This window comes from Pseudoalteromonas sp. BMB (genome assembly GCF_001709235.1).
Classification (GTDB): Bacteria; Pseudomonadota; Gammaproteobacteria; order Enterobacterales; family Alteromonadaceae; genus Pseudoalteromonas; species Pseudoalteromonas maricaloris.
Genome location: NZ_MBQA01000117.1, coordinates 1 through 232 on the forward strand (window position 1 = coordinate 1; position 232 = coordinate 232).

The window sequence follows — 232 nt, forward strand, 5'->3', positions numbered from 1 at the left end:
GGGCTCGCGCGGCCATCAGTACGCCTATCGTCTGCTGCAGCGCGACCTGCGTCTGGCTGAAGTGGGCAATGCCGGCGAAGTGGAACTGGCCGGCAGCGCGATGCTGCTGGCGATGCGTTGCCTGCACCTGGCCGATGGCCGTCCGCTGGCACTTGAGCATCGCCTGATCAGCCCCGTCGGCGTGCCCGAGGTGCTGGACGTCGATTTCAGTACCACCGCGCCGGCTGTCTCT

Annotated in this window: 1 protein-coding gene; it reads left to right on the forward strand. The window is 67.7% G+C overall.

The genetic code is table 11. The features are described from left to right. The coding region (locus tag BB427_RS08635; RefSeq protein ID WP_139119047.1) for a UTRA domain-containing protein at positions 1-232 on the forward strand (232 nt) is incomplete at both ends.